Raw genomic sequence first — 25,573 nt, 5'->3', positions numbered from 1 at the left:
GGAGGAGACTATGAAAGTATTGAAGACCCTTGCGGCATCGCTTCTGGCCACCGCCGCGCTCACATCCGCATCGCTTGCATGCGAAGTGACACTGAAATCGTCCGACACCCATCCGGACGGCTATCCGACGGTGGAGGCCGTCAAGCAGATGGGCAAGCTGCTGGAAGAGCGCACTGATGGCCGCATCTGTGTCGAAGTGTTCCATTCCGCGCAGCTTGGCGAGGAAAAGGACACCATCGAACAGACCAAGTTCGGCGTCATCGACCTGAACCGCGTCTCCATGGGCCCGTTCAACAACCTGGTCGAGGAAACCAAGGTTGTCTCACTGCCTTACATCTTCAAGGGCGTCGATCACATGCACACAGTGATGGACGGTCCGATTGGTGACGAGATCCTGGCGGCGTTCGAACCGCACGGCTATGTCGGCCTTGCCTTTTACGACGGCGGCTCGCGCAGCTTCTACAACAAGGTCAAACCGATCAAATCGATTGAAGATCTTGAAGGCATGAAGGTTCGCGTCATGCAGTCCGACATCTTCGTCGACATGATGTCGGCGCTCGGTGCCAACGCGACGCCGATGCCCTATGGCGAAGTCTATTCGTCCATCCAGACCGGCGTTATCGACGGTGCGGAAAACAACTGGCCGTCCTACGAATCTTCCGGTCACTTCGAAGTTGCTGGCTACTACACTCTGGACGAACACCTGATCGTGCCGGAAGTGCTGGTGATGTCGAAGAAGTCCTGGGACAATCTGTCTCCGGAAGACCAGGCAGCCGTCCGCCAGGCTGCAAAGGACTCGGTCCCCTTCATGCGCGAACAGTGGCAGGCCCGCGAAAAGGCGTCTGAAGAAAAAGTCCGCGCTGCCGGTGTCGAAGTCGTCACGGAAATCGACAAGGAGCCGTTCATGGCAGCCATGGACAGCGTCTACGAGAAGCACGTGACCTCCGAAAATCTGAAGGATCTCGTCGCCCGCATCCGCGCGACCGACTGATCTTCGCAAGCCCGCAGCCGGCAAAGCTGTTTCGCGGTCCATCGACCGCGGAACGGCCCGGCTGGCTGCTGGCCGTTTTTCAGGATCCGCCTTGACCCGGTTCCCTGCTTCAGGATCTCGACGTGCAGCCTCATCTCAAGTTCACCGCGCAGATGTTGCGCCATGTCTCCACGGCAGCGCTCTGGCTTGCCGGAGGCGGCCTCATTCTCATGACCGTGTTCATCACGGCGCAGGTCTTCATGCGCTACGTCATGAACGACAGTCTCGTCTGGTCGGAACCTGCTTCCGTCATCCTGATGGGCTGGTTCATCTTCCTGGGCGCCGCCGTCGGCATCCGTGAAGGTTACCATCTCAGTTTCGACGTCCTGCTCTACTTTCTGCCGCAGGGAGCCAAACTGGTGCTTTACAGCATCTCCGATGCCGTGGTCGCCGCCTTTGGCGCGGGCATGGCCTGGTACGGCGCGGAACTGGCGCTGTCGGCCTGGGATGTAAAACTGCCGTCGCTCGGCGTTTCAGGCGCGGTTGATTTCCTGCCGCTCGTTGGCGGCGGTTGCCTGGTTTTTCTCTTTTCCATCGAACGCCTGATGCGTCGCGCAGCCGGTCTGCCGACCGCACGCTTCGGCGAAGATCCCATCGAAGAGGCTGCTTGATATGGAACCCGTAATCCTCTTCGGCACATTCACGGTCCTGCTCCTGATCGGCACACCCGTTGCCTTCTGCCTGGGCGCAGCGTCACTGGCCACCGTGCTCTACATGGGCCTGCCGCCCGTCGTCGTCTTCCAGCGCCTGAACTCGGGTGTCTCCGTTTTCGCGCTGATGGCGATCCCCTTCTTCATTTTTGCCGGCGAACTGATGGTGCGCGGCGACATTGCCCGAAGGCTGGTGGCGCTCGCCGGGGCCGTGGTCGGGCATATGCGCGGCGGTCTCGGTCAGGTAAACATCACCGCCTCCGTGCTCTTCGGCGGCATCTCCGGCTCCGCCGCGGCGGATGCAACCGCCATCGGCGGCCTGATGATCCCGCAGATGAAGGAAAAGGGCTATTCGGTCGAATATGGTGTCAACGTCACCGTGGTCTCCTCGATCATTGCGCTGATGCTGCCGCCCTCGCACAACATGATCATCTATTCGATCTCGGCTGGCGGGCGTCTTTCCATCGCCGACCTGTTCACCGCGGGCATCCTGCCGGGCCTCCTGCTTGCAGTTTCGCTGATGGTCACTGCCTGGTTCGTTGCCCGCCGCGCCGGTTATCCGACGGAACGCTTTCCCGGCCTGTCGGCTCTTGGTGCAATGTTCATCAACGCCATTCCGGGCCTGCTGTTGATCGGCATCATCTTCGGCGGCGTGCGCTCCGGCGTATTTACGGCTTCCGAAAGCTCCTGCATCGCGGCCGTCTACGCGCTGCTGGTGACCACGCTTGCCTACCGCACCATGCATTGGCCGGAATTCGTCGCCGCGACGAAAGCCGCAGTGCGCACCACCGCCATGGTTCTGCTGGTCATCGGCTGTGCGGCTTCTTTCGGCTGGCTGCTGGCCTTCCTGCGCATCCCCGCGGAACTGGTGGCATTCATGAAGGGCATTTCCGAGAACCCGCTGATCATCCTGCTGATGATCAACATCGTGCTGCTCTTCCTCGGCACCTTCATGGACATGTCGCCGCTGATCGTCATCACCACGCCGATCTTCCTGCCGGTTGCCACCGCTTTCGGGGTCGACCCGGTCCATTTCGGTGTCATCCTGGTCCTCAACCTCGGTATCGGCCTGTGCACGCCCCCGGTCGGCACAGTGCTCTTTGTCGGCTGCGCCGTTGGCCGGATATCGGTCTGGGATGCGATCAGGACGATCTGGCCATTCTACGGTGCCGCCATCTTCACATTGCTCCTGGTGACCTACATCCCGTCCCTGTCGCTGTGGCTGCCATCCCTGTTCCATTGAGGCAAAACCAATGTTCGTGAAAACCTTTCCCGAAGTGACCGCCGATCCGGGCATCCGCCGGCAGGTGCTGTCCGACAGTCCCGACCTGATGGTCGTCGCCTTCCGCTTCCAGCAGGAAGGCGCGGAAGGCAAGCTGCACAATCATCCACACGTACAATCGACCTATGTCGAAAGCGGCCGTTTCCGCTTCACCATCGACGGCGAGACCTTCGACGTCAGTCCCGGCGACAGCTTCGTCATCCCCTCCAACGCCCTGCACGGGTGCGTGTGCCTGGAACCGGGAACACTGGTCGATACCTTCACGCCGCGCCGCGACGACTTTCTTTGAACACCGCCTGCACCCAAGGACTTTGCCATGCTGACCGTTGAAACCCGCTACGCCATCGACCCGGACACCGCCAAGACCCTCGACACCACGGGTCTTCGCAAACATTTCCACGCCGCCGGCCTTTTCCAGGATGGCAAGATCAACCTGATCTACACCCATTACGACCGGCTGATCCTGGGCGGCGCCGTCCCCGGAACTGGCGAACTCGTTCTGGATGAAGTGAAGGAAGCCGGCACCCCGTCCCTTCTCGATCGCCGCGAACTCGGCATTCTCAATATCGGGGAGGCCGGCACCGTGAAGGCGGGTGGGGAAACCTATCAGGTCGGCAAGGGAGATGTGCTCTACATCGGCATGGGCTCCGGACCCGTCACCTTCTCCGGCCCGGGCCGCTTCTACATCCTGTCGGCGCCCGCGCACCGGGCCTGCCCAAGCAGGCTGATCACCGTCAAGGACGCGCGCCGGGTGGAACTCGGCTCGGCGGAAACCTCCAACGAGCGCGTCATCCTGCAATTCCTGCATCCGGAAGTCGCCGAAAGCTGCCAGTTGCTTATGGGCTACACCCAGTTTGCGCCCGGTTCGGTCTGGAACACCATGCCCGCCCATGTCCATGACCGGCGCATGGAAGCCTATCTCTATTTCGAGCTTGGCCCGGACCAGCGTGTGTTCCACTTCATGGGCAAACCGGACGAGACCCGGCACCTGGTGATGGCCAACGAGGACGCCGTGGTCTCCCCGCCCTGGTCTATCCATTGCGGCGCCGGCACGGGGGCCTACACGTTCTGCTGGGCCATGGCCGGCGATAATGTCGACTTCACCGACATGGACATGGTCGCGATGGGAGATCTGCGATGAGCCCGTTTTCCCTGGAAGGCAAACGCGCCCTGGTGACTGGCGCCAACACCGGCATCGGCCAGGCCATTGCCATCGCCATGAGCAAGGCAGGCGCCGAAGTTCTGTGCGCGGCCCGGCGCGACTGCGACGAAACGCTGGCCCAGATAACCAGGGGCCGCCATGTGCACCTCGATCTGTCCGACCCGATGGCTGCGATGCCACTGTTCGAGGCGGAACAGATCGACATCCTGGTCAACAATGCGGGCATCATCCGCCGCGGCACGGCGGACAGCTTCAGCGAAGCCGACTGGGACGACGTGATGGACGTCAACCTGAAGTCCGTCTTCTTCACCTGCCAGGCTTTCGGCAACGCTGCCTTCAACGCCGGCCGGACCGGGGCAATCGTCAACATTGCCTCGCTGCTGTCCTTCCAGGGCGGTATCAAGGTCGCGTCCTACACCGCGGCCAAACATGGCGTTGCCGGCATCACCAAGCTGCTGGCGAACGAATGGGCGGCGCGGGACATCAATGTCAACGCCATTGCACCGGGTTACATCGCCACCAACAACACCGAAGCCCTGCGTGACGACCCCGAGCGCAGCCGGCAGATCCTGGAACGCATTCCGGCCGGCCGCTGGGGTGAAGCAAGCGACATTGGAGAAGCCGCGGTCTTTCTCGCTTCACCGGCTGCAAAATACATTCACGGTGCTGTCCTCAATGTGGATGGAGGCTGGCTTGCACGCTGACTTGCCGCGCCTTTCCAGAACAACACCGGCGGCAAAAGCCGGCATCGTTCATCTGGGGCTCGGAGCATTCTTCCGGGCCTTTGGAGCGATCTACATAGAAGAAGCCGTGAAGGCTTCTGGCGGCACCGGACAGAACAACTGGGGCATTATCGGCGTCAGCCTGCAAAGCCCGCGTATGCATGACCAGCTGGCTCCGCAGGACTTTGTCTACACAGCGCAGGAACTTGGCCCGGAAGGCGAAACCCTTCGCCAGGTAGAGATCATCCGGGATGTGCTGGTCGCACGGGAAAACCCGGAAGCCGTGCTGGCCGCGATGGCGGATCCGGACGTCAGGATTGTCACCCTGACCGTGACGGAAAAGGGTTATTGCCACGATCCGGCAACCGGCAGACTGAATGCCGATCACCCGGACATCACACACGACCTGAAAGCCGCGCTGCCTGTCTCCGCTCCGGGTTACCTCGTGCGGGCGCTCGCAAGGCGGAAGGCCGCAGGCCTGCCACCCTTCACAGTGCTCACCTGTGACAACCTGCCGGACAATGGCTGCCTGGTCCGCCGGATTGTGCTGGATCTTGCGGAGAAGCTCGATCCGGAACTGGCCGCGTGGATCGAAGCCGAAGGCCGTTTCCCGGCAACCATGGTCGACCGCATCGTGCCTGCCACAAAACCCGAGGATATCGACGCCCTGGCCCGCAAGACCGGCCGCTACGATGCAGCCCCTGTGCTGCATGAGCCGTTCCGCCAGTGGGTGGTGGAAGATGACTTTGTCCCGGCTTACGGCGCGGATGCCAGGCCGGACCTCGGTGCCGTAGGTGTCGAGCTTGTTGAGAACGTCACCGCGTTCGAGCACATGAAGTTGCGTATGCTCAACGGCACGCATTCCTCGCTGGCTTACCTCGGCTATCTCGCCGGGCACGAGACGATTGCCGAAACCGTTGCAGATCCGCTGTTCGCCCGTTTCGTGAAAAACCTGTGGCGCCAGGAAATCATTCCGTCCTTCGAGGCTCCGCCGGGTGTTGATCTGGAAGCCTACGCGGATGCGCTTTTCGAACGCTATGCAAATCCCGGCATCCGGCACCGCACCTGGCAGATCGCCATGGACGGCAGCCAGAAACTGCCTCAGCGCATTCTCGGCACCGTGCGCGACAACCTGACGAACGGTCGAAACTGTCCGGGCCTTTGCCTCGCGATTGCCGCCTGGATGATCTATGTCGGCGGCACCGATCTTGAAGGCAAGCCGATTGACGTGCGCGATCCGCTAAGCGATCGCCTCAAGTCTCTTGTCGGAGAAAGCGATGGCGACGCCGGCAAGGTGGCAGCGCTTCTGGGTGTCACCGAAGTCTTCGAACCCGGCCTCTCCGCTGCCATCCTGGCGCCCGTCACCGCCGCCTATGCTGCCTTGAAGGCTGACGGTGTCGGCAAATCAATCGGAACCCTGTCATGATCGAAGGTTGGCGCTGGTATGGCGGCTATGACCGCATCTCGCTTTCTGAAATCGCCCAGACCGGTGCTGTCAGCATCGTCACGGCACTGCACGAAATTCCCTACGGCCAGATCTGGCCTCGCGACACAATCGCGAACACCAGGACCCGGCTTCACGCTGCCGGTTTCGACTGGACCGTGGTGGAAAGCCTGCCGGTTCACGAAGCCATCAAGCGCGGAGAAGGCGATCTTTCGGAACTCTTCGCCAACTACCGGCAATCGATGGCAAACCTGGCCGCTGAAGGCATAAAGGTCATCTGCTACAACTTCATGCCGTTGCTCGACTGGACCCGTACGGACCTGGCCGCGCCCGTGGCACGTGGCGGTACCTGCCTGCGGTTTTCCGCTGCCAGGATGGCGGCCTTCGAAATCTACATGGTCAAGCGACCCAAGGCGGAAGACGACTATTGCGAGCAGGTTCTGGTCGAGGCAAAACGCTGGTTTGATGCCGCAAAACAGCCGGACCTCGACCGCTTGACCCAGGCCATCATGGCGGGTCTGCCCGGGGCCTATGATCGTTACGACCCCAACGGCCTGCGTGAGGCTCTGGTGCCCTATCAGGGACTCGACCGGGCGGCTCTCAGACAAAACCACAAGCGTTTCCTGGAGGAAGTGGTCCCGGCTGCCGAAGAGCTTGGCTTGAAACTGGCGGTGCATCCGGATGACCCACCCCGGGATCTGCTCGGTCTTCCGCGGATCGTCTCGGATGCGGACGACATCGACTGGATCCTGTCGGCGGTGGACAGCCCTTCCAATGGCCTGACGCTGTGCTCGGGCTCTCTTGGCGCCAACCCGAAGAACGATGTCTCTGCAATAGCGGAACGCTTTGCCGGCAAGATCCATTTCGCCCATCTGCGCAATGTCGCGAAAGATCCGGATGGCTCGTTCGAGGAAGCAGCGCATCTTGGCGGCGACACCGACATGCCTGCATTGCTCGGCGTTCTTCTTGGCGAAGAAGCCGGACGGCGACGCGAGGGCCGTAAAGATGCCGAAATCGTCTTCCGGCCAGATCATGGTCACGAGCTGCTGAGCGACGCCGACCGCGGTGCGCATCCGGGCTATCCCCTGATCGGGCGAATGCGCGGACTGGCGGAACTGCGCGGCGTGATCGCAGGTTTGACGGCTCGCCGCGCTGTCCAGGCCTAGCCGTTACACAGGACGTGCCCGCGAACTTCGTCTTCGGGTACGCCCAGCGCCTTCAGAAGAGACGGATCGATAACGGTTTCGGAGCGGTTCAGCAGATCCTTGTTGGCCCGCCCGATGGCCTTGCGCGTGTTCGGGCCCAGCGACCCGTCCGGAGTACCCACGTCAATGCCGCTGTTGTTGAGACCGGCCTGCACCAGCCGCACAAGACCGGCATCATATTCATCGACCTGACCGCAGAACTCCCGGGGCACCTCGGCAAAGGCGAGGCTTGCCGGAATGCGTTTGAAGGATGTCTCGAACGTTCCCATGTTTTCGGCGAACAGCTCGACAAAATAGAGCAGCGCCACCCGGTGATTGTACTCCTTCAGTGCCAGGCCAACCTCGGTGTTGTCGATGCCTGTGGCAATGTTCATCAGGGCCGACGCATCCCGGTCGCGAAACCCCGAAAGCTTGCCGTTGGCTTCCAGCTCGAACAGCGCCACTTGCCCGAAGTCGCCGAGCAGACATTTCGAACTGCCATCGCAGACGTAGGACCGCCAGCTGTCGCCATTCGGGCTCTTCACGCCCAGACAGACAAAATTCTGCCCGGTGACATAGGTCAGGAAAGTGCGTTCGTTCGATTGCAGATTGGCCAGCAGGTCCGGCGACACGGTGTTGAAGCGTCCTTGATACAGGCTGGAACAATAGGACAGCATCTGGCTGCGGCTGAGATTTGACAGATCCTGCGGACGTCCAACGACGAAGATCCCTTCGGCCGCCATTTCCGCCAGCGACAAGTGATACATGGACCCGGGCTTCGTGCCGTACATGTTGCGCATGAAGCCGATGCCGATACCTGTGCTGAGGAAATAGTCCGTGACCTCGTTGACGCCCCGATTGATCAGCTGAACGACCTGCCCGACCTGCTCCGCGCTGTAGTTGCCCTCTGGAAGCTGGATATAAGGCTGATGAATGCCGAGACGGGCGGTTTCATGAGCAAAACGGCGAGGAAAGAAGAACCCCTCGTATCGCGTGTAGCCCGCCAGAAAGACCAGGGAACAGGCGGACTCGCAGACGGCATTTTCCGGCAGCAGGGTGATGAAGTTCTGCTCTGCGATGTATTTGCCGATTTCCAGCGCCTCGCGCAGGTTGCCACCCGGGCTGTTGAGGGAAATCACGTTGTTATAGGGGCAGTAGCCGGGTCTCAGGCAGTCCGAAAACCCGCTGCGTTCCACAAGAGCCTTCAGGTGATCGAGGTCCCCCTTCTGGATCTGTCCCTCGATGGATATGACCTTGCCCGTCTTTAGCCCACCCCAGGCCGGCACGATATGCAGTGTCTCATAGGTATGTGCGCCATCGCCCGCGATGCCGTTTTCGAAATAAGGCAATGATCCGTCCTTGACGGCGCTCTTCGATGTGAAGCCGTCTTCAACGCCCTTGGCGTGACCGACGGCTTCTGCGCTCACCGTCCCAAGGTCCAGAAGCTGGTAGCCGGCAGCTGCTGCAGGATTGCTGTCGAGAAGACGCATTTCCGCAGCATGGGCCGCCGAAAAGGCAGGAAAACATACAACCACCGACGCAAGCGTCTGTATTACGCTTCGGGCAAAGCCTTTTCCCGCCACCGCCGCTACAGCGTTTCGCAACATGATCAGCCCCTCATTCAATCCAGTTGTCTGCAATTTGATTTTGTAAGGCCGCAAATGTGGCAGGGATGATGGGACAGCGTCAAATATCCAACTGACGCAGTGGCCACTTTCATTTTTTGCCAACCGTATGGTAGAAGCGGATCAATCCGAGAAACGACCACGTAACGGTTCGGGATATTGCCATGAAGCCTTTTGCATTTCTTTTGATTTATATTTCCCTGGCTCTGCCTGTCGCGGCGCAAAGCACTATCACGCTTGAGGATTTCGATCTTGGCGGCGACACCAAACCCGCAACTTCCGCCTCGCGTGACGCCAGTGCCCCGGCGGAGACCGAGATGGAAAAATGCCTGCTTGATCAGGCCGCCTGCAGCAACTCGGAATTCAAGTCAAACACCGCCCTGTCGTTGGACGATGTAGTCAATATCAGGCTTGTCGATCGAGAAGGTGTTGCCGTCACCCCGCCACCAGTCGGCGGCTCTTCGGAAACCGCGTCATCGGCACCACTGCCGACGATCGACATGGAAATCCTGTTCGACTACAACTCGGCTTCGCTGCGTCCGGACCAGGCCGCGAAGATTGCCGAACTCTCGCGCATTCTGAGCCAGGACAAGTTCAAGAACTATCGCTTCCTGCTGCTTGGCCACACGGATGCAAAGGGCAGTGCGCAGTACAATCTGGCCCTCTCGCAACAGCGTGCCCAGGCGGTCGCAGGTTTCGTTGCAGCCTGGGGTGGGCTTTCAGAGCAGCGTGTTCTGGCAAGCGGAATGGGCGCCTCCAGGCTGAAGGACCAGAGCGATCCCTACGGCGAACAGAATCGCCGCGTCCAGCTGGTCCTGCTGCCGGTCAACTGATCCTCACAAGAGGACCTGCCTACATAATCGCCTCCCCGACGTCCTCCCGGCCAATCGAAGCGCGGGCCGGGCTCGGGGATGCACAGGCCTTTCGGTTTCAGAGCGCAGACGCATCTTCGTTGAAAGCGGCCCGCCACTTCTCCTGCGTCAGTTGATCTTGAACTCGGCAAAATGATAGGCGACCCGTTCCGGGTCGGACCCGATGGTTCCGGACATCTCGTTTTGCGCGAGCTGTCCGTTGATCCGCCTGAGCACTTCCTTCTTCTGCTGATCGGAAAGAGCCGGTCCCATTGAGCAGAAGAAGCCAATACGATTCGCCCCCTTCTCGTCCGCTTCTTCCACGACAAGGCCATAGCGCGAGCCGGGCGAGATTTCGTACCGGATCTTGCCGCCGCCGAGTTCAACCGTCTTGAAGTACGAAGTCGGGATCGGCGTCACCCGGTTTGACGGTGTTATGTTAAAGAAATCCGGTGCGCACTGCTGCGGCACATCCGCCAGAACCGAGACTTCCTCGCCGGCACTGACCGAGCCGGGATAGACCGCCAGCAGGGTCTGCTGATCATCTGTCTCCGGAGCGGCTGCGTTGGTGCGCTTGAAATAGAATTCCGTCTGCATCTGAGACAGCTGCTGCGGCCGCTGCTCGCCGTCGGTTTCAGCCATCACGTCACGCGTCACCCGCTTCATCAAGACGGAGACTTCCGCATCCGGTGTGGAAACGTGGCGGGCCAGCGCCTTGGCGAAAGGCGAGTTCTGTCCGGCACCATCCTTTGCAACGGAATTCGGCAGGGTGGCGAAAGTGACCAGCATGTCGCCAACCGTGCGGATAGGGGCAAGCCCGCGGGTGATCCCGGCGGACCGTCCGTCGGAGGAGGACTGCGACAACAGATGTTCGGCAAACGGGTTGTTGCGGCAGGCGTCAAGGAACAGGAGACTGATCGGCACCTCTTCCATCACCTCCATGAACGAACGTAGACTGACCGTTTCCCGTTCGATCGAGGTCGCAGATTTCAGTTGCGCATCCACGGGGATCAGAAAATTCTCACCATCCTTCTGAATGCCATGGCCTGCGAAATAGAGCACCGCCACATCCAGGTCCGGAGCACGATCGGCAAGATCGTCCAGGACCTTGCCAAGACCATCCTCATCTAGGTCGAAATGAACCGAAACTTCGAATCCGACCGCTTCCAGCGACTTGGCGACAAGATCCGCATCCCGTCCCGGGTTTCCGAGCCGGCCGATCTTCTCGTAGGACGAATTACCGATAACAAGCGCAAAGCGGTTTTCGTCCGCCTGCGCCAGACCGGTGGCCATCAGAAAAAGACAGCAGAACCACGTCAGAAGCCTGACACATCTCGACATTTGACCGCCCGGCACCACTGCAACCTCACCCTTGGAAATCATCAATTTGAAATACCTCATGACGCCCTGACAATTGACTCAAGCGACCCTGCGTGATGTTGTCTTGCGAACAGATTGAAACGCAATAAGGAACGGAGAAGCAACCGGGATTTTACACCGGTGCGTCAGTTGCAACGTCTGCGAGCTTGGAAACAACCGCCCCTCAACCTTTCGCTGCAAACACCCGCCAGACCGACCTATTTTATAATTTATCATGCAAGAGTTGGAGAGATTTTCCAGCATGCCGCTTACCCGAACTGTTTTACCCGCCCGCCTTATGCATCTGGCGGGTCTTGCCGTCTCCGCCGTCATCGCCCTGCCCCTCCTGACCACTGACGCTTCAGCACAACTCGTTTCATGCGAGAGCATTCAGAAGGACTGGCTTGCGATGCCGCTGAGCGCCAGTCACGAAGACCGCGTCAGGATCTACGACCAGGCCTTCAATGACAGCGATTGCGACGGCGTGGTGGTGGAAGGCTTCGGCAAGGAAATCATCGATGCACGGCTCGACGTCATCGCGCCGTTTCAGGATCTTGAAGGCTATAGCGGCAACCTTGAAACCCTGAAACAGGACCTGGCCGACCTTCAGGAATTCGGCAGCCACTGGCGTATTTCCTATCTGCTCGGAGAAATTCTGCGCAAGCAACAGCAAACCCTGCCCGCGTTTCGCGCCTATCAGGAAGCCCTTGGTCTGGTGGATGACACCGAGCTGACCCCTGCGGAACCGGCACATGCCATGATTGCCCGGTTGCGCGACCGCCTGGATGAGCTGGCGGTGGTCGTTGCCCAGATTTCAGAGGAACCGGGAGACATCAAGATCCCGGTCACCCGCAGCGGACAGTCGATCTCGCAATACAGCTTTTCCACGCGTGGCTACAAACGCAAGAAAACCCTGGTTCCGATCCAGTTCGTCTACGATCAGGATGTCATGACCAAAGCCGGCCGGACCAGCTTTGAAGACGTGCAGGAGGCCCTGGAAAAGCAGGGCTCCCCGGACATCCAGGTCGTCGGCCATACCGATCCGGTCGGCTCTGATGCCTACAACATGCAACTGTCCATGAAGCGTGCCGAGGCCGTACGTAGCGCCTTGCTGGCAGCGGGATACTCCGGCTCCATCGAGGTGCTTGGAATGGGTGAAAGCCAGCCGTTCCAGTTCGACGATCCATCCCTCTACACCGAGGACGTGCGCAATCAGGCGCACCGACGTGTTGAATTCGTCCAGAAATAGGCCGGCCCGCATGACCAGATCCATTCTGCCGGCCTCCGCGGCTTTCCTGAAAAAGCGGGTGCCGGGATTTGCCCCTGCCCTCGTGCTTGCAGCAGGCCTTGCCGCGCCGCTTCCCGCATTTGCCGGCAATCTCTACGGCCTCGTCATCGGCATTGACGACTATCAGCACATCACCGACCTCAAGGGCGCCGTCAATGACGCCAGAGATGTTGCCGGAACACTGGAAAAGCTGGAGGCCAGCAAGGTCATCCTGCTGACCGATGCCGAAGCCACGCGGGACAACGTCTTTGCCTCGTGGCGGGAGCTGACGGAACTTGCCGGCCCGGGGGATACGCTGGTGTTTCATTATGCCGGTCACGGTGCCCGGCAGGAAGCGATCCTTCCCGGGCACGAAGAACTCGACAACATGTTCCTGCTGGCGGGCTTCGACGAAACCGGCCCGGGTGTCAACGAGCGCATCATCGACAACGAGGTCGGCCATCTGCTGGCCGAAGAAAGGGAAGCAACCGTCGTCTTCGTCGCCGACAGCTGTTTTGCAGGCGATATGGCTCGGGCAGCCGATTTCCGCGCCGAAGTAAATGTGCGCGTTGCCGATGTTCGGGTCGACAAATCCTCGGACCGGATCGCCGAGCGGGTCAGGCAACTTGGCGAAGTTGAGGAAGATGCACTTCAAAATGTCATCTGGCTTTATGCCCAGGACCGCAACAAGGTCACCCAGGAAGTGCGGATCGGCGAAGAGCTGCGCGGTGCGCTCTCCTATGCCTTTTCCCGCGCTCTTGAGGGTGAAGCGGACGGTGACAGCAACAGCGTTTTGAACACGGCTGAGCTGAAGCGTTACGTCAACAGCTCGGTCAAGCGCCATACCGAACGGCGGCAACGGCCGGAGGTCAATGCCGGATCCAGAGACCTGGAAATCCTGCTGCATGATGCTGCCGGTACGCCTGCCCCGAGCGCCGGACTACCGGAACTAACGCTCTACACCCCACCCGGCGAGACAATTCCCGCCCTGTCAGGCATCCGCAAGGTCGACAGCAAGGCGGAGGCCGATCTGATTTATGACGGCGACGGCGCTTCGCTGGTCTACAAGACAGGCGACGTGATCGCCTCGTTTCCCGCCCCGCCTTCCGCCGAAGCCCTGCAGGCGACCGTCGACAAATGGCGTTTCCTTGCCTTTCTGATCGGATTTGCCGAAACTGAAAGTCCGGAACTGGACCTCTCCGACGGCAGCCGGACCTATGTCGAAGGTGAGCAGGTGACATTCTCGATCCGCTCGTCCGACAACGAAAATGTGGTCCTGTTCAACCTCGCTTCAAACGGGGCAGTTCAACTGGTCGGCCCCGTTCGCAGAGGCAAGCGCGGTCTGGCTGCAGGCAAGCTCCGGCCTGGCCGGACTGACAGCTTCCGATCCGCGGTGATCCCGCCCTTCGGCGCCGACCATCTCATCGCCATCACCACGCCGTCCCCCATGCCCGATCTCGTGGATGCGGTTCAGGACGCACAACAAAACAACGATCTCGCCGCCCTGGCGAAGGAAATCGGCCACACGCTCGACGGCCAGTCCTTCGGCCTGGACTGGGTCGGGCTTTATACGCGCGCAAAGGGAGACCTTCAGTGAAAACCGGATACCTCAAGGCCTTCGCGGCAACCATGTGCCTGTGCCTGTCCGCCGGCACGGTTCATGCCGCGCAAAAGGCGTTGCTGATCGGCGCCGGCGTCTACCCTTATCTGGAACCGGACGCGCAGCTTTCAGGCCCTGCGAACGACGTGCGCCAGATGGCGGATTTCCTCAAGGGCGACTGGGGCTTTGCATCCTCCGATGTCCGCATCCTGGTGGAAGAAGGCGCGGCCAAGAACAACATTCTGGGTTCCATCACCGGTTGGCTCGCCAGTGAAACGCGCCCCGGTGACCGCGTCATCATTTATTATTCCGGTCACGGCTCGCAGGTTCCTGATCGCAACGGCGACGAGGAAGACGGCCTCGATGAAACCTTCGTCCCGACCGATTACGGCCGCAGGGGTGCAAGGGCCGAGGATATGCTCACTGATGACGAGATCGCCTCCGCGCTGTCCACGCTGAAGGGCCGCGAAGTGATCCTGATCGCCGATTCCTGCCATTCAGGCACGGTCAACCGCGATGTCGTGCCGGATCTTGTTTCCAAGGGTCTCGATGCGAAGGCGCGTTACCTGCCGTTTTCGGGCGTTTCCAGATCCCTGCCGGTGGTGCGTGATGAAGAGCCTCTGGCACGCGAAACCAACGTGCATCTGACCCTGTCAGCTGCCCTGCCACACCAGCTTGCCTGGGAAACCAACGGATCGGGCATCTTTACCCAGAACCTGATCCGGGGTCTGCGCACGCGCGAGGCCGACCTCAACGGCAATGGCCGTGTCACCACCGCGGAACTTCTGAACTATCTGCGTCCGCGTACCGAGCAATGGTGTCAGCGCGTGGAAGATTGCCGTGATCTGCAGTTCACGCCGAACATGTCACCGCGCAACGAAGCCTTCATTCTGCAACCGGCATCGGCCGAAGGCCCTGTCCAGACGGTAACCGGAAATGCCGCCGACGATGTTTCCGACGTGCTTCCGGAGCAATCCTCGCAGGAAATCAAGGTCTCCATCCTGCCCGGCTCCGTGCACCAGATCGGTGACGAGGTGCAATTCCAGCTCACCAGCGGGGTCGATGGCTACCTGACCCTTTTCGACCTGACCGTCGAAGACGATCTGGTGCTGCTGTTCCCGACCGATGAGGATCGCTCCGCCGGCAAGACCGGCCGCATCCGCGCCAACTCCGCACTCACGGTTCCCGACCCGTCCTACGGCTTCAGCTTCGAGGCAGAGGCACCGGTGGGCAAGGGCAAGCTGCTGGCGATCGTGACCGAGGATCCGGTGGACCTGGAAAACCTTCTTGCTGCCAACGGCGAATTCGAGCCGATCGGCGACAAGATCGATTTCATGAAGGAACTTTCCGGCCGCCTCAACAAGGTCTGGACCGCGGACAACGCCAATCGCAGCGCCCGTTGGGCGGCCGGTTATCAGGATTATGAAATCCGGCAGTAATCCCTTGCAGGCTTGCTCAAGCAGGCCTCAAACTTCACTTTCAGGCGTCGCAAACGGGCCCTTTCCCGGACCTCGTTTGGTCAAGATCATCGGGGCGGCCCGGCGCCCGCTTCATACAGCAGTCGACGGTACCCATGTTGCTCAAATCCATCGTTTTCTGTCTTTCGCTGGTTTTCGCGGTTTCACAGCTTTCCGCCGCCGAGATTACACAGCGTCCCGATCTCGCACCGCGGTTGGCACAATTGAAGCCTTTGTATCCGGGCAAACGGTCTGCCGGCAGCGTGGTCAATGAACTGCAGGGAACGATATTCCTGATTTCCGGTGTCATCGAAAAAGGCGATCTGGAAAAGCTGAAGGCTGCTCTCGACGGCACCTGGGGCAAATTCATCGTCTTCGACAGCCCCGGCGGCAGCTTTCTGGAAGGCATCCGCATCGGCCAGTATCTGCAATACAACGTCGGCTCGCAGGACCCGGATCTCAACGGTGTCTTCGTTCTCAACGGTAACGAGTGCCTGTCCGCCTGCGCACTCGCCTTCACCCTGGCAGCTACCCCGCGCAACGCTGTTTATGGCGGCGATATCCGCTTTCTGGAAGCTGGCGCGGCACTCGGCTACCACATGGCGTTCCTGCCGGAGGAGAAGGCCAACCAGCTTGTTGCGGTCAAGGAAGCCATGAACCTGGCCTACGAAGTGACGCAGACCTACGTCAAGCTGATCAAGGGCGGCATTGCCCCGTCCATTCTGCTGCAAGAGGCCCTGTCCCACCGGACTGCCGACAGCTTCTTTTATCTGGCTGGCGGCATTCGGTCCTACGCTATGGGCCTGACGCCGGTTTCAGCCGGCACTATTGCCGACCCGATCAACAAGAGCGCCCTTTACATGGACACGGTTGGCGCCATGTGCACGCAGCTTTTCCAGGCAGACAATTCAATCAGGAAATCTGAAGTCGAATATGAATTCGGCGCAATTGACGGATCTGGTCCGAACCCGCAGGAAACCAAGCTGGAAGATCTGATCCAGCAGCTGGGGTCACGCCGCATCGCCGCAAGCCACAATGGCGTTGCTTATTGCACGGTCGAACTTTCCGAAGACGGCACCGTCGGCATGCGCATCACCTCCGGTTCGCTGCCATGTTCCGAAGGCGGATTTGGCACCCCCACATGGTGCGCAATGCCGGGACCTTTCGACGATACCCTGCCGAAAGTGACCAATGCGCTGCTTGCCGACGCAGCCAGTTGCCACGGCGGCACGCTGACGACCGAATACGCCTACTGGACGAGCGATGTCATCGACTACGACATCGGCGAGGAAACACCGACCGTTCTGACGGACTGGAATTCGTGGGAGCGCACCATCGCGCGGGACGTCAACGTTCGCCAGAACCCTTCTCTCGACGCGGAAGCCGTTGGCCGGGTGCAGATTGGCGACAAGGTCAAGATTTCCGATTGCCGTATCGTCTCGGGGCCGCAAGGTGTCTGGTATCAACTGTCCACCGGCGGCTGGATCAGTGCCCGCTTCGTTTCCGAATTCGACCAGTTCACCCGTCCGGCAACAGAAGAAACCATGATAGGCCGATAGGGGCCCTGAACCCGTCAGCTCCGGCTGGAAGGCCTCTTCCTGTTGTGTCTTCAGGCCGCGGTTTTCACCTGTTCTGCTGCAGGAGACCCACCGATCGTCTGCTGCCGGGCGTCATAGCTTGTCAGCAGGCGGTCAGCAACACCGGCAGACAGCCAGATGGCGGTCAGGGTGATCCACGCCGTCAGCGCGAAGATGGAAGCTCCCGTGATACCGGCCCCGACGGCACAGCCGCCGGCAAGCATGCCGCCGAACCCCATGAGCGTTGCTCCGGTGAGGTAGCGCGCCATCGACTTGCCGCCTTCGAACCCCTGCAAGGCGAGTTCCCGCGTCACGAAAGCTGCCAGAAACGAGCCCAGAAAGACGCCGGGCACCAATCCGACATCGAAATCAAGCAGATCGCCCGGTGGTGACAGAACCAGCATCAGGGCATCGGCGGACGGTCCGGTGAAGGTTACGCCTTCCACCTGCACGGGGTCGAAAGCCTGCCGGGCCATGGCGGATGTGAACCACCAGGCCAGGGGAATTGCCAGCCCCGCGCCCGCTGCGGCCACCAGTTGCCAGACCTTCACCCTCGACCGCCAGGCAAAGACAAGCCCCGCCACCAGCCAGAGCGCCGTGAAACCAAGCGTCACGGATGTGCTCAGCCCCAGCATCTCGGTCAGATTGTTGCCGCCGATATCCCCTGTCGTCCAAAGACCTGCAAACCATTCGCGCACCGGTTTCAACAGGCCGCGCAGGCTCGCCTGGGCGACGACGGCAAAGACAAGCCCGGACAATAACGCCCGCAGATTGCCGGTGGCCGAAAGCACCAGCAGGCGACTGGCACATCCGCGTGCCAGCACCATGCCGGTGCCGAACATCAACCCGCCCAGCAAAGCTCCGGAGAGGCTTTGCGGCGACGCCAACTGGCGGGCTTCATTTGCCTGAACCTCGCCCAGGTGGATCAACACTTGCGTGCACAGAACCGCCGCGGAAAAGGTCAGCAACCAGACCGGCAACCGGTCCTTCGGCGCACCGCGCGAGAATTCCAGGCTGGCAGCGCGCAGGCAAAAGCGGCTTTGCTGGGCAAAGGCGCCAAAAAGGACGCCGACAACCAGCCCGCCGATTGCCAGCAACCAGGGCTCGGAAATTTCGTCCAGAAGAAATGTCAGATCCATGGGCCCCTCCCGGGCACACTGCGTCCTCGATTGCCACCAGCTTGGTGCCCTTTCGCTTCAACGGGCATTGACCTCTCTCAATGAAACATAGATAAATTCAAAAGTTTGAATATGTGGAGGATGCCATGTCCGGGCAATTTCGGAAAGATCTGACGAGACGCAACGTTCTTGCCGGAGGCCTCGCGTTTGCGACCGCGGGTTTTGCCAGTCGGATAACGCCTGCCTTCGCAACCGCGAACCTGACCCTCGGCGCGCACGACATCACCGTCTTTTCCGACGGTCATCTGACCCTGCCGATGAACTTCATTTTGCCAGAGCAAAGCGAAGAAGAGATCGCAGCGCTCCTGAAACCCCATGGCCTTGTCACGGACGCTCTGACGCCGGATTGCAACATCACATTGCTCCGGACCGGCGACCGGACAGTCCTCTTCGACGTCGGATCAGGTGCCAATTTCCAGTCGACAGCAGGTGAGTTGCCGGACCACCTGGCGGAAGCCGGTATCGATCCGTCGGACATCACCGACATTGTCTTCACCCACGCCCACCCGGACCATCTGTGGGGCATCCTGGACGATTTCGACGATCCGCTTTACCCGGAAGCCCAGATTTGGGTCCCTCAGGCGGAGTGGGACTATTGGCGCGCTGACGACACGCTCGCCAAGACCCCGGAGGAGCGCAAGAGTTTCGTGGTCGGGGCACAGGCGCGTTTCGACGTGATCGAAGACCGGGTGAACATGATCAAGCCGGGCCAGGAAGTGCTTCCAGGCGTTGAGGCGGTCGACACGGCGGGCCACACTCCGGGGCACATGTCCTACATGCTGCACGACGGATCCGAGAGCCTGCTGGTGGTGGGCGACGCGATTTCCAACACGGTGATTTCGTTCGAAAAACCCGGCTGGGCTTCCGGCTCCGATCAGGACCGCGACATGGGCATTGCCACGCGCAAGGCGCTGCTCGACCGATTGGCGCAAGATGGCTCCCGCGTCATCGGTTACCACTTCCCCCACCCCGGTGGAGGGCACGTGGAACGCACCGGCGATGCCTACAGTTTCGTTGCAGCCTGAACTGCCGGATGAAAGGTGACGGGTTTCACTCCGCCGCCGAGTGATGGGCACTGCCCTGGTTGCGCTGGAAGGCGGCAAGGACGTTTCCTTCCACAAGCCAGGCAAGCCCGACCCGCGCACCGAGTGCCATGGATACCATCACGATGGGCGCAGAAATCGCCAGCGTGGAAAAGCCGGTAATGCCCTGCCCCACCGTGCAGCCCATGGAAAACACCCCGCCGACACCCATCAGGGTGCCACCCAGAAGATGGCGGCCGAGTTCGCGTGCATCGTCGCACGCTTCCCAGCGGATATCCCGTTTCCACATGGCCGCGACCACGGCGCCGACCAGCGTACCGGCAATCAGACCGACACCGTAATCCGGCAGGGTCCCCGTATAGGTGATCAGCTGCATGATGGTGTCACCGACCGGTACCACGAAGGATCCGGCCTCGATCTGGATCGGATCGAAGGAGCGTCCCGCAAGGAAGGTTGTCGCCCACCAGCCGAAGGCGATCACGCTGCCGATCACAACACCAGTTCCGATCTTGCTCCATTGCCGGCGATAGGACGCCGATTTGAAGATCCAGAACAGACCGGCCAAAGCGAGCACAATGGCAACCACACCCTGCAGCTTCATGCCCACCAGGGTCGAGACAATGTCGCCCATGGACTGGCTGCCGCTTGCGGTGAAGGAAACGGCAAGATCATCGACGATCGGCACCCGCACGATGCCGACGATGCCCCTTTGGGCTGCCAGTGCCGACAGGCCGATGACCGTCAGCACCACGAGCGCCCGGAGGCTGCCGCCACCCAGACGCAGAACCGCGCCGAAACCGCAGGTGCCGACAAGCGCCATGCCGATGCCGAACATGAAGCCGCCGAGAATGGCGCCCGTCCAGGCAAATTCCGGTGACAGGTAAAAGGAGGCAGCCGTGTCAGCCATGCCGAAGGCGACGAGTAGCTGTGTGCCGATCAGCGCGGATACGGAAGCAAGCACCCAGGTCCTGAGCGCGCTGCTGTCGCCCGCGTACCAGTGCCTTTCCAGTGCCGACAGCGTACAGAAGTGGTTTGACCTGGCAACGAACCCCAGCACGCACCCCGCGAGCACACCGAGAAGCGGTGTCAGCACCGCCGGATCGAGATTGACCATGCGCGTCCTACCCTCCGCCGGTTATTCCGGCCGCGTTTCCCGTACTCGCTCTTTCGGCGATTTTTCAAACCGTAGCAGGCAGCGAAATTTGCAGCAATCGAACTCGTTGCTGCATCGCACGCCCGTATGTTGCGCTACCTGCGTTTATTTTTCAGGTGCACGCACGTCCTTGCAGAACAGCTCGTAAAGGCTCGAAATGATCGAACTCACCTCATCGTTCATGAGGCTGTAGTAGATCATGCGCCCGTCGCGCCGCGACTGCACAAGGCCTTCCAGGCGAAGCCGTGCAAGCTGCTGGGAAACGGCGGCCTGCGGCATTGTCAGGATCTCTTCCAGCTCGGAAACCGACTTTTCGCCTTCAGACAGCAGACACAGGATGACAAGGCGCACTTCGTGCGAAAGGGCCTTGAGCAGATCGCTCGCCTTCCGCGCCTGCTCCATCAGCAGGTCGAGGTCCTTCGCATCCAGGTTCTTGTCAAAGGCCGGCAGTATCATCCGGAACCCACACCCTTTTCAGCATTGCCATTGCAGCGCACAAAACCGCTTTTCAGATTCATGCCTCAACTTCAGTACCGGATCAACAGCATCACTTGCTCGTGTCCGGAAGCTTTCCCAACATATCGGTCAGCAGCGGCCAGAAGAAGTGCTCTCCCGGATAGCCGCGCAGACGGTCGATTTCAACGCCGTCGGCCACCAGAATGAAGGTTGGAGTCATCCGCTCTTTCGGTATGCCGGCCAGGTCCTGCGGCCAGGTGTCGGTAATATCGACGCGGCGCAACGGTGCTTGCCGGCCTTCCGACGTCTTCGGATAGGCGATGCCGATTTCCTCGTTCCAGCGCTTGCACCAGACACACCCCGGCTGCTCAAGCATGACCAGCTCGGCACTCCAGGCGGGCAACGCCTGAAACAGGCCGGAAACCAACACTCCGGCAAGGATCATCGCACGTGTCGCGACGGACATTTTGCAGTCTCCACATTTCTTCCATTGCAATATATAGGAACTTTTGAATATTTTAAAGCAACCGAAGATCGAGTTTCTCTGGGAGGAAATGAATGCTCGATGTTTCTCTGGGAGCTGCCTTTCTGGCAGGTCTGCTTTCATTCATTTCGCCTTGTGTCTTGCCGATTGTGCCGCCCTACCTGTGTTATCTGGCCGGTGTCAGTGTCGATGAACTGAAGGGCGATACGGCAACGGCCGAAACGGGTCGCCGGGTGATTCTGGCGGCGATCGCCTTCGTGCTCGGCTTTTCGCTCGTCTTTGTCGCCCTTGGTGCGACGGCCAGCGTCATCGGCCAGTCGATCGCCCGCTACTACGATATCCTGTCTTATGTTGCAGGAGCGATCATCATCGTCATGGGCCTGCATTTTCTCGGCGTCTTTCGCATCGGCCTTCTGTTCCGCGAAGCCCGCATTCATGTGGAACGCAAGCCCGCGGGTCTGGTTGGAGCCTTCGTCATGGGCCTGGCTTTCGCGTTCGGCTGGACACCGTGCGTCGGGCCGGTTCTGGCGGCAATCCTGTTCGTTGCCGGATCGTCGGACACCACCTGGCACGGCGCCGGGCTGCTTGCGGTCTATGCACTCGGCATCGGTCTGCCTTTCATCCTGGCGGCAGCATTTGCCAGCCGGTTCCTGAAGGTGGCCGGACGTTTCCGCAAACACATGGGCACGGTGGAAAAGATCATGGGCGGCCTTCTGGTGCTTACCGGCCTGCTGTTCATCACCGGGCAAATGTCGGCAATCGCCTTCTGGCTGCTCGAAACATTCCCGGTTTTCTCACAAATCGGCTGACCGGCCATTTCCGGTCCAGGGAGGACAATGACATGCGTATCTGGAAACAATTGGTGCTGGCGGTCGAACTCTTGGCGGCCCTGACGACAACGGCGCTCGCCGCAACGCTCGGCGACGACGGCCTGCACAAGCAGCCCTGGTTCACCGTAACCTTCCGCGACATTGGCGAAGACATTGAAACCGCGGCAGGAGAAGGCAAGCGCCTGGCAATCATCTTTGAACAACGCGGCTGCATCTATTGCCGCCAGATGCACGAAAAGATCCTCGCCGACCCGGAAGTGACCGACTACATCAAAGAGAACTTCATGGTCGTGCAATACAACATGTTTGGCGACGAGGAAGTCATCGACCTGGACGGCGAAGAACTGACCGAAAAGACCGCCGCGCGCAAATGGGGCTATGTCTTCACACCCACAATCGTGTTCCTGCCGGACGAGGTTCCGAGCGAGGGAACGGTGTCGGAAGCGGCCGTTGCAACGATGCCGGGCGCCTTCGGCAAGTGGACTTTCCTGAACATGTTTCGCTGGGTTCAGGAAAAAGGCTACGAAGGTGACGAGCATTTCCAGAAGTATCATGCTCGCATAATCAACGAGTTGCGCGAAAAAGGCCGCCTCGACGCGGAATAGGAAGAGCGGATAAAACAGGTTTATGCCAGATACGGCAAAAGGCCTATTGCATAACATATGCAAAAAATCATATCTTTTAATATGAGGAGGACAGGCAGGCTGGGGAATCGGACCTGCCGAAGGAACGCAAACGGCACGACAGCCGGCCGTTCCGCACTGAGGAGGAAAGCCGACACAATGTTCAAGGGCGCGACACATTTCAGCCTGCCGGCGGTCTTTGCCGGCCTAGCCGTCCTGGCCGCTTCCGCAGCGGCCGCCGGAACGGTTGCTCCGGACAGCGTTCCCATCATCGATATGGAACTGTCCGAATCCCTGACGGGCGTTCAGGGAGACCCGCAGGCCGGACGCGAAGCCTTCGCCGATCGCAAGAAGGGCAACTGCCTGGCTTGCCATGCCAATGCCGATCTCAACGACCAGCTGTTCCACGGCGAAGTCGGCCCCGTCCTCGACGGTGCCGCCGACCGCTGGAGCGAGGCGCAACTGCGCGCCATCGTGGTCAACAGCAAGGACGTCTTCGGCGAACAGACCATCATGCCCGGTTTCTACACCCTGAAGGTGGGCATCAACGTCGACGAGGAATTCGCCGGCAAAACCATCCTGTCAGCGCAAGAGGTAGAGGACGTCGTCGCCTATCTCATGACGCTGAAAGAGAATTGATCTCGGGTTTCAAGGAGCAAGAGATGAGCTTTACAAGACGCCAGGTGTTTGGTCTCACGATCGGAGCCGCTGCATTCGTGGCCGCCGGATCGCGGGTTTCCTTCGCCGCAACCGACCAGACCGAAGAGGCCATCAAGGCTTTCACCGGCGGAGCAGATCCCAAGGAGGGAACTGTTTCCCTCGACACGCCGGAAATTGCCGAGAACGGCAACACGGTGCCGGTCGGCGTATCCGTCGACAGCCCGATGACGGCAGACAGCTTCGTTGAGTCTGTCCTGATCCTGGCCGACGGCAACCCCAACCCGGCTGTTGCCACGTTCCACTTCACTGCCATGAGCGGTGTTGCCGAAGCCAAGACCCGCATCCGGCTCGCCAAGACGCAGAACGTCATCGCGGTCGCCAAGATGAACGATGGCTCCACCTTCATCGACCGCAAGGAAGTGAAAGTCACCATCGGCGGCTGCGGCGGCTAATCCGCAACAGCGCAAGCGGCTTGTCCGCAGGACTGGCACCGGCCTTTAGCCGAAACGCCGCCCGGCAAGCAGATCAGGGATACGAAGGAACCAAATCATGGCAGATCCGAAACCGCGCGTGAAAGTGCCCAAGAAGGCAGCTGCGGGCGAAGTCATCACCATCAAGACGCTTATCAGCCACCCGATGGAATCCGGTCAGCGCAAGGACAAGGAGGGCAACCTCGTTCCGCGCCAGATCATCAACAAGTTCACCTGCGAGTTCAACGGACAGGTGGTGTTTTCCTGTGACATGGACCCGGCCGTCTCGGCGAACCCCTACATGGAGTTCAGCGCCAAGGTGAATGAAACCGGCACGTTCAAGTTCACCTGGGTCGATGACGATGGCAGCGTCTACGAATCCGAGAACAAGATCACTGTTGAATAGGCGGCGGCCCTGCATCCGCGGCTGTGACGTCCGCACGGACTGAAAAGCCCAGGACAGGGTGCATCGAGAGTGTCGGGACATCGTATCTGCAGTCGGTTGAAGGCAGGATGTTCCAGGGATCGCTCAAATCGGGAGGAGACGATTTGGCCAATAGAACGAAACGCATAGCCACCATGTTCGCAGTAACGATGGTCGGCACAAGCGCAAGCCTGGCCGGGGGGCCGGTTGACGAAAAGCTCGTTATCGACGGGGAAGTGGAGATCATGACCCGTGTACCGGCGCCGGAAGGGCACCCGTTCGACGAACTGATCTCGGGCTGGCACTACCGCACGGAAGAAACGCGTGATCTGGAGGCCGACAGCTTCCAGAACCCGGGTATGCTCTATGTGGAGCGCGGCGAGGAAATCTGGAACACCGTGGACGGTGCCGCGGGCAAGTCCTGCGCCTCCTGTCACGAGGATTCCGAGGAGTTCCTCAAGGGCCTCGGCGCCAGCTATCCCAAGTGGAATGAAGACGCCGGCAAGCCGTTCAACATCGAGCTTCAGATCAACCAGTGCCGCGAACAGAACATGCAGGCAGAGCCCTACAAGTTCGACGCGGCCGATCAGAAGGCCTTGACGACCTACATCAAGCACCAGTCGCTCGGCATGCCGATGAAAGTCGATCTGAGCGAAGGCGAGATGCAGACATGGTGGGACAAGGGCAAGGAGCTCTACTACACCCGCACGGGTCAGCTGAACCTGTCCTGTGCCACCTGCCACGAGAACTACAACGGCAACTACATCCGGGCTGACCACCTCAGCCAGGGCAGCGTCAACGGGTTCCCGACCTATCGTCTGAAGCAGGCGGACCTTGTCTCCCTGCACAACCGCTTCCGCGGATGTATCCGCGATACGCGGGCAGCCTTCCCGGCAGCCTTCTCCGACGAGCTGATGGCTCTGGAGGTCTATGTGACCTGGCGCGGTTCGGGGCTCGGCATCGAAACCCCGGCGGTTCGCCAGTAGGCTGACCGTTTAACCTCCGGCGCGGTCGCAGCCACCGCGCCGGTTTCTTTCCTGTC

26 protein-coding genes are annotated in these 25,573 nt (G+C 60.4%); 20 read left to right on the top strand and 6 right to left on the bottom strand.

Features of this window, described 5'->3' with window-relative positions; translation table 11 throughout:
• Positions 1-10: 10 nt before the first annotated feature.
• From FIV03_RS12590 to uxuA, 8 genes are all read left to right on the top strand, one after another.
• On the top strand, positions 11-991 hold the full coding sequence (locus FIV03_RS12590) for a TRAP transporter substrate-binding protein (protein WP_023003254.1): 981 nt from the start codon (positions 11-13) through the stop codon (positions 989-991).
• Between the two features lie 152 nt (positions 992-1,143).
• Positions 1,144-1,641 carry a TRAP transporter small permease gene (locus FIV03_RS12585; RefSeq protein WP_088665314.1) on the top strand — a complete coding sequence of 166 codons (498 nt, stop codon included), beginning with the start codon at positions 1,144-1,146 and terminating at the stop codon, positions 1,639-1,641.
• 1 nt (position 1,642) lies between these two features.
• The gene (locus tag FIV03_RS12580) at positions 1,643-2,923 is read left to right on the top strand and encodes a TRAP transporter large permease (RefSeq protein WP_055656087.1); all 1,281 of its coding nucleotides are present in this window, start codon (positions 1,643-1,645) and stop codon (positions 2,921-2,923) included.
• 10 nt (positions 2,924-2,933) lie between these two features.
• Complete coding sequence (locus FIV03_RS12575; protein ID WP_062487450.1) at positions 2,934-3,251, top strand: cupin domain-containing protein; 318 nt, start codon at positions 2,934-2,936, stop codon at positions 3,249-3,251.
• A gap of 27 nt (positions 3,252-3,278) precedes the next feature.
• Positions 3,279-4,103, top strand: coding sequence for a 5-dehydro-4-deoxy-D-glucuronate isomerase (gene kduI / locus FIV03_RS12570; RefSeq protein WP_055656091.1), 825 nt, complete (start codon positions 3,279-3,281; stop codon positions 4,101-4,103).
• Positions 4,100-4,828 (top strand): 2-dehydro-3-deoxy-D-gluconate 5-dehydrogenase KduD, encoded by a 729-nt coding sequence (gene kduD, locus FIV03_RS12565; protein ID WP_152509770.1) that lies wholly within the window; start codon positions 4,100-4,102, stop codon positions 4,826-4,828. The genes kduI and kduD overlap by 4 nt, the downstream gene beginning before the upstream one ends.
• Positions 4,818-6,272 (top strand): mannitol dehydrogenase family protein, encoded by a 1,455-nt coding sequence (locus tag FIV03_RS12560; RefSeq protein ID WP_286202289.1) that lies wholly within the window; start codon positions 4,818-4,820, stop codon positions 6,270-6,272. The genes kduD and FIV03_RS12560 overlap by 11 nt, the downstream gene beginning before the upstream one ends.
• Positions 6,269-7,456: a mannonate dehydratase gene (gene uxuA, locus FIV03_RS12555; RefSeq protein ID WP_152509769.1), complete on the top strand. Its 1,188-nt coding sequence runs from the start codon at positions 6,269-6,271 to the stop codon at positions 7,454-7,456. Before FIV03_RS12560 ends, uxuA begins: the two co-directional genes overlap by 4 nt.
• On the opposite strand, the gene FIV03_RS12550 is transcribed toward uxuA, so the two are convergent.
• Positions 7,453-9,081: a hypothetical protein gene (locus tag FIV03_RS12550; RefSeq protein WP_152509768.1), complete on the bottom strand. Its 1,629-nt coding sequence runs from the start codon at positions 9,079-9,081 to the stop codon at positions 7,453-7,455. The two genes, uxuA and FIV03_RS12550, sit on opposite strands and share 4 nt — an antisense overlap.
• A gap of 182 nt (positions 9,082-9,263) precedes the next feature.
• On the opposite strand from FIV03_RS12550, the gene FIV03_RS12545 reads away from it, so the two are divergent.
• On the top strand, positions 9,264-9,932 hold the full coding sequence (locus tag FIV03_RS12545) for an OmpA family protein (protein WP_152509767.1): 669 nt from the start codon (positions 9,264-9,266) through the stop codon (positions 9,930-9,932).
• Between the two features lie 147 nt (positions 9,933-10,079).
• Here FIV03_RS12545 and FIV03_RS12540 read toward each other — a convergent pair whose 3' ends face one another.
• Positions 10,080-11,351 (bottom strand): caspase family protein, encoded by a 1,272-nt coding sequence (locus tag FIV03_RS12540; RefSeq protein WP_152509766.1) that lies wholly within the window; start codon positions 11,349-11,351, stop codon positions 10,080-10,082.
• 220 nt (positions 11,352-11,571) lie between these two features.
• Here FIV03_RS12540 and FIV03_RS12535 point away from each other — a divergent pair, with 220 nt between their 5' ends.
• The 4 genes from FIV03_RS12535 (at position 11,572) to FIV03_RS12520 (ending at position 17,192) form a co-directional block, all read left to right on the top strand.
• On the top strand, positions 11,572-12,558 hold the full coding sequence (locus FIV03_RS12535) for an OmpA family protein (RefSeq protein WP_173013830.1): 987 nt from the start codon (positions 11,572-11,574) through the stop codon (positions 12,556-12,558).
• A gap of 10 nt (positions 12,559-12,568) precedes the next feature.
• Positions 12,569-14,173 carry a caspase family protein gene (locus FIV03_RS12530; protein ID WP_152509764.1) on the top strand — a complete coding sequence of 535 codons (1,605 nt, stop codon included), beginning with the start codon at positions 12,569-12,571 and terminating at the stop codon, positions 14,171-14,173.
• Positions 14,170-15,615, top strand: coding sequence for a caspase family protein (locus tag FIV03_RS12525; protein ID WP_152509763.1), 1,446 nt, complete (start codon positions 14,170-14,172; stop codon positions 15,613-15,615). The genes FIV03_RS12530 and FIV03_RS12525 overlap by 4 nt, the downstream gene beginning before the upstream one ends.
• A 134-nt stretch (positions 15,616-15,749) precedes the next feature.
• A complete protein-coding gene (locus FIV03_RS12520) occupies positions 15,750-17,192 on the top strand; it encodes an SH3 domain-containing protein (protein ID WP_152509762.1) in 1,443 nt (480 codons plus the stop codon).
• 50 nt (positions 17,193-17,242) lie between these two features.
• Here the strand turns inward: FIV03_RS12520 and FIV03_RS12515 are convergent, their stop codons facing one another.
• Positions 17,243-18,349 carry a YeeE/YedE family protein gene (locus tag FIV03_RS12515; protein WP_152509761.1) on the bottom strand — a complete coding sequence of 369 codons (1,107 nt, stop codon included), beginning with the start codon at positions 18,347-18,349 and terminating at the stop codon, positions 17,243-17,245.
• 125 nt (positions 18,350-18,474) lie between these two features.
• Here FIV03_RS12515 and FIV03_RS12510 point away from each other — a divergent pair, with 125 nt between their 5' ends.
• Positions 18,475-19,413, top strand: a complete 939-nt coding sequence (locus FIV03_RS12510; protein WP_152509760.1) for an MBL fold metallo-hydrolase — start codon at positions 18,475-18,477, stop codon at positions 19,411-19,413.
• A gap of 25 nt (positions 19,414-19,438) precedes the next feature.
• On the opposite strand, the gene FIV03_RS12505 is transcribed toward FIV03_RS12510, so the two are convergent.
• From FIV03_RS12505 to FIV03_RS12495, 3 genes are all read right to left on the bottom strand, one after another.
• On the bottom strand, positions 19,439-20,545 hold the full coding sequence (locus tag FIV03_RS12505; RefSeq protein WP_077291947.1) for a YeeE/YedE family protein: 1,107 nt from the start codon (positions 20,543-20,545) through the stop codon (positions 19,439-19,441).
• Positions 20,546-20,689: 144 nt separating this feature from the next.
• Entirely contained in the window at positions 20,690-21,040 is a 351-nt protein-coding gene (locus FIV03_RS12500; RefSeq protein WP_023003236.1) for a metalloregulator ArsR/SmtB family transcription factor, read from the bottom strand.
• Between the two features lie 91 nt (positions 21,041-21,131).
• Complete coding sequence (locus FIV03_RS12495) at positions 21,132-21,506, bottom strand: transcriptional regulator (protein WP_152509759.1); 375 nt, start codon at positions 21,504-21,506, stop codon at positions 21,132-21,134.
• Between the two features lie 92 nt (positions 21,507-21,598).
• Between FIV03_RS12495 and FIV03_RS12490 the strand changes: the two genes are divergently transcribed.
• From FIV03_RS12490 to soxA, 6 genes are all read left to right on the top strand, one after another.
• Entirely contained in the window at positions 21,599-22,333 is a 735-nt protein-coding gene (locus FIV03_RS12490) for a cytochrome c biogenesis protein CcdA (RefSeq protein ID WP_152509758.1), read from the top strand.
• Between the two features lie 32 nt (positions 22,334-22,365).
• Positions 22,366-22,959 carry a thioredoxin family protein gene (locus FIV03_RS12485; RefSeq protein ID WP_152509757.1) on the top strand — a complete coding sequence of 198 codons (594 nt, stop codon included), beginning with the start codon at positions 22,366-22,368 and terminating at the stop codon, positions 22,957-22,959.
• A gap of 177 nt (positions 22,960-23,136) precedes the next feature.
• Entirely contained in the window at positions 23,137-23,616 is a 480-nt protein-coding gene (gene soxX / locus FIV03_RS12480) for a sulfur oxidation c-type cytochrome SoxX (RefSeq protein WP_152509756.1), read from the top strand.
• A gap of 23 nt (positions 23,617-23,639) precedes the next feature.
• Positions 23,640-24,089 (top strand): thiosulfate oxidation carrier protein SoxY, encoded by a 450-nt coding sequence (gene soxY / locus FIV03_RS12475; protein ID WP_023014500.1) that lies wholly within the window; start codon positions 23,640-23,642, stop codon positions 24,087-24,089.
• Between the two features lie 97 nt (positions 24,090-24,186).
• Positions 24,187-24,513 carry a thiosulfate oxidation carrier complex protein SoxZ gene (gene soxZ, locus FIV03_RS12470; protein WP_023003230.1) on the top strand — a complete coding sequence of 109 codons (327 nt, stop codon included), beginning with the start codon at positions 24,187-24,189 and terminating at the stop codon, positions 24,511-24,513.
• A 173-nt stretch (positions 24,514-24,686) separates the two neighbouring features.
• Entirely contained in the window at positions 24,687-25,517 is an 831-nt protein-coding gene (soxA, locus tag FIV03_RS12465; protein ID WP_082809675.1) for a sulfur oxidation c-type cytochrome SoxA, read from the top strand.
• The last annotated feature ends 56 nt before the right edge of the window (positions 25,518-25,573 follow it).

This window comes from Labrenzia sp. THAF187b (genome assembly GCF_009363375.1).
GTDB classification, from domain to species: domain Bacteria; phylum Pseudomonadota; class Alphaproteobacteria; order Rhizobiales; family Stappiaceae; genus Roseibium; species Roseibium algicola.
Note: the sequence above shows the minus strand (reverse complement) of the source record. Positions and strands in the feature narration are given on the sequence as shown.